Source organism: Marinobacter sp. UBA2498, assembly GCF_002341575.1.
GTDB classification, from domain to species: Bacteria; Pseudomonadota; Gammaproteobacteria; order Pseudomonadales; family Oleiphilaceae; genus Marinobacter; species Marinobacter manganoxydans.
Genome location: NZ_DDOI01000068.1, coordinates 47372 through 55450 on the forward strand (window position 1 = coordinate 47372; position 8079 = coordinate 55450).

Sequence of the window (8079 nt, forward strand, 5' to 3'; positions counted from 1 at the left end):
ACATCTCGGGAATCAGCACATTGTTCAGTATGTCGTACTGCTCGCGAATGTACTCGTGAGCAACACGGCTGATCTCCGCCAGGGCCTGGTCCGGCATCATGCCATCGGCACCAACGGTCTCACGGCCGTATTTCATCTGCTGCCTTAGACCGGCCACACGGATCTCGAAGAACTCGTCCATGTTGCTGCTGAAAATGCAGCAGAAAATCAGACGATTGATCAACGGGTGCGTCGTATCCAGGGCCTGCTTGAGCACGCGGTAATTAAACTGGAGCTGGCTCAGTTCCCGGTTGAAGTAATTTTCATTGGCATCCAGGTTGATCTCCTCACCAACCGGGGGCACATCCACCGGCGCAGGCACACTCCGGTCATCCCCTGCCGTCTGATTCTTCGCCGTTTCCGTTGTCATGATTCCTCGATTCCAGTGTGTTCGCCACTGCTGGCGAATGATTTTGGCCTTATCCGCGCTGACGGTCCCGCATCAGTCGGGCCGCGCGCACGGCAAAGTAGGTCAGGATTCCGTCGGCCCCGGCTCTGCGCATGGCCATCAGGCTTTCCATCATCACCGCATCCCCGTCGAGCCAGCCGTTCTGGGCTGCGGCCATATGCATGGCGTATTCGCCACTGACCTGGTAAACAAATGTTGGTACCCGCAATTCCGTCTTCACCCGGTGCACGATATCGAGATACGGCATACCGGGCTTGATCATCACCATGTCTGCGCCTTCGGCCAGGTCCATCGAGACCTCATGCAATGCCTCGTCACCGTTGGCCGGATCCATCTGGTAGGTCGCCTTGTTACCCTTGCCGAGATTGGCGGCCGAGCCTACCGCATCACGGAAAGGCCCGTAATAGCTTGATGCGTACTTGGCAGAATAGGCCAGGATCCGTGTGTTCACATGGCCGCCGTTTTCCAGCGCTTCGCGAATGGCACCAATACGGCCATCCATCATGTCAGACGGTGCGACCACATCGGCGCCCGCATCGGCATGGGAGAGCGCCTGGTTGACCAGTGCCTCGACCGTCACGTCATTGAGGACATAACCGTCGTTATCGATGATGCCGTCCTGGCCATGGGTGGTGAACGGGTCCAGCGCCACGTCTGTAATCACTCCGAGTTCCGGGTGGGCCGACTTGAGGGCGCGAACCGCTCTCTGCGCCAGACCATCGGAATCCCAGGCTCCGGAGCCGGAGAGATTTTTCTTCTCGGCCGGAACTACCGGAAACAGGGCAATTGCCGGGATACCCAATTCGACCAGCTCCGCAGCCTGTTCAACCAGCAGATCAATGCTCAGGCGCTCCACTCCCGGCATTGAGGGCACCTGTTCCCGCTGGCCCTCACCCTCCAGCACGAATACCGGATAGATCAGGTTGTCCGGCGTGAGCTGGTTTTCCCGAACCAGGCGACGCGAGAAATCGCTGGCCCGGTTACGGCGTAAGCGGGTGGCAGGAAAAGTACGGGGAGTCGGAATCGGCACTGACAACCTCCTGGATGGCTGAACAAAAAGTCTGATGGACCGTCTCGGCATCCGCCGGGCGCCCTTTGCGCCATCATACACGGCCGGCGCCGCTGGTTGCAGACTCCCCTGGCAGGATAGGGCGATTAAATGACAGGTTAATTACCGTATCGAATCCAGCGCCTCGGCTCGAACCTGTTCGGTTTCATTGAAGTGGCTGGCCCTCAGACGCTCCAGCGCCTGTTGACGTTCCGGCTCGGCAAGCCCGGGGGACAATAGCCGGTCCCGCTCCTGTGAATAGACTTGCCAGCGGCGGTCCCAGTTCTTTTGTTCCTCCTCAAGGCGGGCCAGCCTGTCCGCCGCGGCTTCCCCAAAGGCCTCCTGACGCCAGGCCTCGAGCGCCCGGGGATCATCCGCCAGCTCCCGGCGCACCTGTTCATAGTCTGCAAACCGTCGGGTCTCCTCCCTGGCCTTGCGGAGCGGCTCCGGCAAGGCAGACTCGGCCTGGCGAAGAGCTTCTGCTTTCTGCTCATCGGTCAGGCTGTCATTGCTTGCGATCCTGAGTTTTTCGATCTGGAAGCGGTCGACTGCCTCATCGTCAGCAAAGAAAGCGGCGGCGGTATCGGCATCAAGCCAGGTCCGCCGCAGTGCCTGGATCTCTGCCATCCTTCGCTGCATCTCACCCGCGCCAAGCCCGGACACCTCACCATAGCTTTGTTCCAGCTCAGAAACCGCAAGTTTGTATTCCAGGTAGTTTCCAAGGGTTACCAGGGCCTGGGATCTCGCTGGCTCTTCCAGGCCCGACAGCGCCGCTTCAATGCGCGCCACCAACGCTTGCAGCGATTCCTCTCCCAGGGCTGACAGGAAATACTCGAACAGCTGTCGCAGATGCGGGGTCGGGACAAGATTGCCGAACCTGTCCGTTCGGGCCCAACCATCCGGGACCGAGGTGCCGGCCAGCGAGGCTGGCAACTGCTCGGGAACACGGACCGTGGAAGCGTTGTTTACCAGGTCGGAGGGCGCAGAAGAGGCCGCCCCCTTGTTCAGTGATTTCAGAGACTCATCAACAGGCGCCGATACGACCGGCTCACCCTCGGCAGCCGGATCTGTCGTCATCAGCCAGAAGCTGACAACAGCTGCTATGATCAGTAGCAAAACAAGGAAAAGATGGATTCGGCGCTTCATTACCACACAGGAGTCCAGATTACGGGTGACTGGCGATTTGCCCGGGCTAACGGCGCAAAATGATAATGAACGAGGATAAACGACGCTGACAGGTCATACCGAGACAGGGATCAAAAACGGAGCCGGGGCGAAGCGCCCCGGACTGCCGCCTGAACGTTCAGAGGGAGCGGTTGTTAAAACCCACTTCCACCTTGCGAGGCGTATCAGAACGGAAGGAGGTATCTACTTCCTGGATCCTTCCGCCCTGGCTCAGGAACGCTTCGATGTCTGCCTGCAACTGTGCTCTAACGCGGGCACGGCCGGCGATGGAATGGTTGTCGTCACTGTCGCTGGTCCAGCTTCCGGACTGCTCCAGGTTGCTTTCGTCGAATTCACTCATGATCTTTTCTCCATCAACGAAAACAGAAGGTCGAGTGCTGCGACCCCGCAGGGAACCTCACTCCGTATCGACGAAAGACCGCCTGCGGCTTCGTCTTGGCGTCTTTATAATCTGCTTTTCGTGACCACGCTATTTATTGGCAACGACTTTTTTGTAAATTTTTGTAAATCACAACAAACAATTGAATTACATGCGAAAATTTTATATTCGTCTGTAGATCAAAAAATTGACAGAAAGAATGAATAGTGATTCACTGCTTATAGGGAGCCCGAATGGCCTATCGAGAAACGGAAAAAATGCGCCAGCGCAAGGCGGAGGCGCGCAAACGGATTGTGGACTGCACTTATCAGTGCGTGGCCGAAGGCGGTTTTCGAAGCGCGCGGGTTACCCGGATCGCCGGGCTGGCCGGCGTTGCCACAGGAACTATCTACCGGCACTTCGAGTCCAGAGAGGACCTGTTCGCCGAGATTTTCCGGCTGGCAACCCAGCGGGAGGTCGACAAGGTCGCCGAAGCTCTGGCCTCCGATGGCAACGCCGCCGAGCGGCTTGAGCGGGCACTCAGACAATTTGCCGAGCGGGCACTGAAAGGCCCGCAAATGGCCTGGTCACTGATCGCCGAGCCGGTGGACCCGAAAGTGGAAGAAGAACGACTGGCATACCGCAAGGCGTACGCCAACCTGTTCGAAAAAGCGATCCGCGAAGGCATTGAAGAAGGATGCATCCCGGATCAGGACGCTCGCCAAAGCAGCACCTGCCTGGTGGGCGCCATAGCGGAAAGCCTGGTTGGCCCCCTATCACCGACACAGACCAGCCAGGCCACCAGCACAACAGAAGACAACAATGACCCGCTGGTCAATTCCATTATCTGCTTTTGTATGCAGGGGTTGACCGGCACCAGGAGGTAGCTATGAACGCGCGGCAGCCCCGGCCAGAGACGCCATCAAACGACCAGGAAGATCGCTACCTGGCCAGCACCCACGAGGTCTTCAACCAGCCACCGGCCCTGGAGAACTATAACCTGTTCGAACAGGACATTGCCCTGCAGGAAGCCGCCCTCCGGGAGGGCGCCGGTAAAACTGCCGAGGACCTCAAGGCATTCGGAGCCCTGGCCGGGGCCGCGCAGACCATTGACCTGGGGTTTCGCGCCAGCGCCAACAAACCGGTCTTCAACACCCATGACCGTTTCGGCCACCGCATCGACGAAGTGGACTTCCATCCGGCCTACCATGAGCTGATGCGGATTGCCTTCGACAATGGTCTCCACAGCAGCCCCTGGAGCCATCCGGGCCAGGGCGCCCACGTTGCCCGCGCCGCCAAATACTACATGCACTCCCAGGTGGAAGCCGCCCACTGTTGCCCGGTCACCATGACCTTCGCGGCCATTCCTTCTATCCGGAAACAGCCGGAGCTGGCCGCGGACTGGGAGGCGCGCATCCTGGCCGACAGCTACGACGCCCGCAACCTGCCAGACAGCCAGAAAAGCTCTGTCACCATCGGCATGGCCATGACCGAGAAACAAGGTGGCAGTGACGTTCGTGCCAACAGCACCAGAGCCTATCCGATCGGCGCGGGCGGCCCCGGCCAGGCCTATGAGCTGGTGGGCCATAAATGGTTCGTCTCTGCGCCCATGTGCGACGCCTTCCTGGTACTGGCTCAGACACAGGCAGGATTGTCGTGCTTCCTGATGCCCCGCTGGCGCCCGGACGGCACCAAGAACCCCTGGCAGGTCCAGCGCCTGAAGAACAAGATGGGCAACGTCGCCAACGCCTCCAGCGAAGCCGAACTGCGCGGCGCCCTTGCCTGGATGGTTGGCGAAGAGGGCCGCGGCGTACCCACCATCATTGAAATGGTGGCCATGACCCGCTTCGACTGCATGATCGGAAGCTCCGCCGGCATGCGTCAGGCCATCGCCCAGGCCAGTCACCACTGCCGTCACCGCAGCGCCTTCGGCGCCCGTCTGATTGATCAGCCGTTGATGCAGAATGTCCTGGCTGACCTGGCCCTGGAAAGCGAGGCGGCACTGGCCTACACCATGCGCATCGCCCGCGCCTTGGACAACCAGGACAAGGAACACGAACGCCTACTGGCACGCCTGGCCACCCCTGTCGGCAAATACTGGATCTGCAAACGCACGCCGAACCACGCTTACGAAGCCATGGAATGCATCGGCGGCAGCGGCGTAATGGAAGACTGCATTATGCCCCGGCTGTTCCGGGAATCCCCCGTCAACGCCATCTGGGAAGGCAGCGGCAACGTCCAGTGCCTGGACACCCTGCGCGCCCTGCAAAAAGAGCCTGAAACCCTCGACGCCTTCTTCAAGGAGGCCGCCGAAGCCAAAGGCGCCGACCGCCGCTTCGACCAGTTCCTGGCGCAGCTGCAACACGACTTCGCCGACATCAGCGATTTCCAGTACCGCGCCCGCAACCTGGTCGACCGCATGGCCCTGGCCCTGCAGGGCTCCCTGCTGCTCCGCCACTCGGATGCCGCCGTCGCCGACGCCTTCTGCGCCTCGAGACTCGAGTCCAGTGGCGGCATGAACTACGGCAACCTGCCCTCGGGCACCGATCCGGCAGCCATTATCAAACGGGCAACGCCTGTAGTAGGCTAAGTTGCTATTGGAAGCCCACTGAGAACTCTGAGAGTCGATGGGGAATCCCCTCCCAAAAATGTGCGGAGCCATGGATGGCGGAGCCCAAGCGCCACAGGGATGTGCCGCAAGGAGCGTTTTTTGGGAGGGGATTTCTCATCGACTCCAGCACGGAATCAAAGATGTCAGAAGCCCTGAGAAAACTCCTGCGGGAAGGCCAAAAGCCCCAACAGCCGGTTATAACGCCCCACGTGGGCGTACTGACCCTGCACTTCCAGCTCTACGGCTGCGACGACCTCAAAGCCAAACGCAAAGTCTTCACCGCCCTGAAGGCCGTCTGGGGCAAAGAACCCGACCTCGCCGTCGCCGAAACCGCCGACCAGGAGGCTCTCGACTGCGCCACCTGGACCATCGCGGCCCTGGGCACCTCCTCACAGCAGATTACCCAGCGTCTGGACCAGATCGAAAAAGCCATCGAAGAACGCGTGGATGCTGCCATACTGGATATACACCGGGAAATACTCTGACCGTATAACCCCGAGGGCCGCGTGTGGCGTAACCTGTCGCCAGGCCGTATACTACGCCCCCTCAGGGATGCCAGTGCGCCTGCCAGCGGCAGGCGACCAGACATTAATGCCGGACAGCAATGCCGGCCGTATCCGCAGGGCATCCGGAACCGGCCCTTCGGATGACCACTGATTGTGAGTGGCGCCTATGACCGGAAAGAAAAAATCCGCCCAGGCCTCGGTAGAGGCCATGTATCGCGTATTCACGGTGCCCGAGGCGCCGGAATCGACGCTGAGCCGGATTGACCAGAACATCTCCCGCAATCTTGCAGGCTTTCTGCAGGAGCACATCGTTGCGGTAGAACGGGACCTCTCGGATGTGGAGAAAGACTTCTCCGACTACAGCATTCCCGAGAAGCCGGTCTTTGTGTCTGAACAGGCCCAGTTCCTGCTCGACAAACTGGTGGCCAACTCCGTTCACACCGCCTCACCAGCCTTTATCGGGCACATGACCTCAGCGCTGCCGTATTTCATGCTGCCGCTGTCGAAAATCATGATTGCCCTGAACCAGAACCTGGTCAAAACCGAAACCTCCAAGGCGTTTACCCCCATGGAGCGCCAGGTGCTGGGCATGATTCACCGGCTGGTATACCAGGAAGACGGCGCCTTCTACCGCAAGTGGATGCACGACCCCCGTTACGCCCTGGGTGCCATGTGCTCTGGTGGCACAGTCGCCAACCTCACCGCCCTGTGGGTCGCCCGCAACCGGGCGTTCCCGGCTGAAGGCAGCTTCCGGGGCCTGCACCAGGAAGGTCTGTTCCGGGCTCTGAAATACTACGGCTACGAAGGCGCCGCCATCGTCGTCTCGCGCCGCGGCCATTATTCCCTGCGCAAAGCCGCCGACGTACTCGGCCTGGGCCGGGAATCCCTGATTCCCGTGGATACCGACGACGAAAACCGCATCAACACCGATGCCCTGCGGGACAAGTGCCTGGAACTGCAGCGCCAGAAAATCAAAGTCATGGCCATCTGCGGCGTGGCCGGCACCACCGAAACCGGCAACGTCGACCCTCTGGACGCCATGGCCGACATCGCCCGCGAATTCGGCGCCCACTTCCACGTGGACGCCGCCTGGGGCGGGCCCACGCTGTTCTCCCGCACCTACAAACACCTGCTGCGCGGTATCGAGAAGGCAGATTCCGTCACTTTCGACGCCCACAAACAGCTCTACGTCCCCATGGGCGTGGGCCTGGTAGTCTTCCGCGACCCGAGCCTCGCCAGCGCCGTGGAACACCACGCCCAGTACATCATCCGTAAAGGCTCCCGGGACCTGGGCAGCACCACCCTCGAGGGCTCACGGCCCGGCATGTCCATGCTGATCCACTCCGGCCTGAAAATCCTGGCCCGGGAAGGCTACGAGATCCTGATCGACCAGGGTATCGACAAGGCCAAGACCTTCGCGGAAATGATCGAAGCAGAACCGGATTTCGAACTGGTCACGAGACCGGAACTGAACATCCTGACCTACCGCTACTGCCCGGAAAACGTCCAGGAAGCCCTGGCCTGCGCCGACCCGCTGCAGGCGGAAAAGCTCAACACCTGTCTGAACCGGATTACCAAGTTCATCCAGAAAACCCAGCGGGAACGGGGCAAGGCGTTCGTGTCACGTACCCGACTGGAGCCGGCCCGTTACTACAACTTCCCGTGCATCGTGTTCCGGGTGGTACTGGCCAACCCTCTGACGACCAAAGAAATCCTGGCCGACATCCTTTCGGAACAGAGAGAGTTATCACGGGATGAGGGCATAGAGGATGAGATCAGCATCCTGCACCAGATGGCGGATGCGGTATTGAAGCAGGCGACGCCGAACGCGAGACAGGCCTGAAGAGTCCAGAAGACTTAGCCATGGCGATTTTAGGCAACAACCATGGCTCAGTTGAGCCGGGCGGGGGATGGTTCAAAAAC

At 60.2% G+C, this 8079-nt stretch carries 7 protein-coding genes and 1 pseudogene; 4 read left to right on the forward strand and 4 right to left on the reverse strand.

Features of this window, described 5'->3' with window-relative positions; all coding sequences use genetic code 11:
* The 4 genes and pseudogenes from B2W52_RS09840 to B2W52_RS09855 all read right to left on the reverse strand — a co-directional run.
* A pseudogene (locus B2W52_RS09840) lies at positions 1-409 on the reverse strand (polyphosphate kinase 1); the annotation flags it as partial.
* Positions 410-458: 49 nt separating this feature from the next.
* Complete coding sequence (gene hemB / locus B2W52_RS09845; protein WP_008173501.1) at positions 459-1478, reverse strand: porphobilinogen synthase; 1020 nt, start codon at positions 1476-1478, stop codon at positions 459-461.
* Positions 1479-1619: 141 nt separating this feature from the next.
* Positions 1620-2573, reverse strand: a complete 954-nt coding sequence (locus B2W52_RS09850; RefSeq protein WP_227507833.1) for a lipase secretion chaperone — start codon at positions 2571-2573, stop codon at positions 1620-1622.
* A gap of 226 nt (positions 2574-2799) precedes the next feature.
* Positions 2800-3021: a hypothetical protein gene (locus B2W52_RS09855; RefSeq protein WP_008173503.1), complete on the reverse strand. Its 222-nt coding sequence runs from the start codon at positions 3019-3021 to the stop codon at positions 2800-2802.
* Between the two features lie 272 nt (positions 3022-3293).
* On the opposite strand from B2W52_RS09855, the gene B2W52_RS09860 reads away from it, so the two are divergent.
* The 4 genes from B2W52_RS09860 to panP all read left to right on the forward strand — a co-directional run bounded on the left by B2W52_RS09860 (position 3294) and on the right by panP (position 7999).
* Positions 3294-3926 carry a TetR/AcrR family transcriptional regulator gene (locus B2W52_RS09860; protein WP_008173505.1) on the forward strand — a complete coding sequence of 211 codons (633 nt, stop codon included), beginning with the start codon at positions 3294-3296 and terminating at the stop codon, positions 3924-3926.
* A gap of 2 nt (positions 3927-3928) precedes the next feature.
* Positions 3929-5629 carry an isovaleryl-CoA dehydrogenase gene (locus B2W52_RS09865; protein WP_286802801.1) on the forward strand — a complete coding sequence of 567 codons (1701 nt, stop codon included), beginning with the start codon at positions 3929-3931 and terminating at the stop codon, positions 5627-5629.
* 161 nt (positions 5630-5790) lie between these two features.
* Entirely contained in the window at positions 5791-6135 is a 345-nt protein-coding gene (locus tag B2W52_RS09870; protein ID WP_053113183.1) for a DUF503 domain-containing protein, read from the forward strand.
* Between the two features lie 187 nt (positions 6136-6322).
* A complete protein-coding gene (panP, locus tag B2W52_RS09875) occupies positions 6323-7999 on the forward strand; it encodes a pyridoxal-dependent aspartate 1-decarboxylase PanP (protein WP_008173510.1) in 1677 nt (558 codons plus the stop codon).
* The last annotated feature ends 80 nt before the right edge of the window (positions 8000-8079 follow it).

Excerpts from the sequence above, each read along its gene's own strand:
- B2W52_RS09870 (WP_053113183.1), top strand. The coding sequence starts at position 5,791 with ATGTCAGAAGCCCTGAGAAAACTCCTGCGGGAAGGCCAAAAGCCCCAA.
- B2W52_RS09865 (WP_286802801.1), top strand. The coding sequence starts at position 3,929 with ATGAACGCGCGGCAGCCCCGGCCAGAGACGCCATCAAACGACCAGGAA.
- B2W52_RS09860 (WP_008173505.1), top strand. The coding sequence starts at position 3,294 with ATGGCCTATCGAGAAACGGAAAAAATGCGCCAGCGCAAGGCGGAGGCG.
- panP (WP_008173510.1), top strand. The coding sequence starts at position 6,323 with ATGACCGGAAAGAAAAAATCCGCCCAGGCCTCGGTAGAGGCCATGTAT.
- B2W52_RS09855 (WP_008173503.1), bottom strand. The coding sequence starts at position 3,021 with ATGAGTGAATTCGACGAAAGCAACCTGGAGCAGTCCGGAAGCTGGACC.
- B2W52_RS09850 (WP_227507833.1), bottom strand. The coding sequence starts at position 2,573 with ATGACGACAGATCCGGCTGCCGAGGGTGAGCCGGTCGTATCGGCGCCT.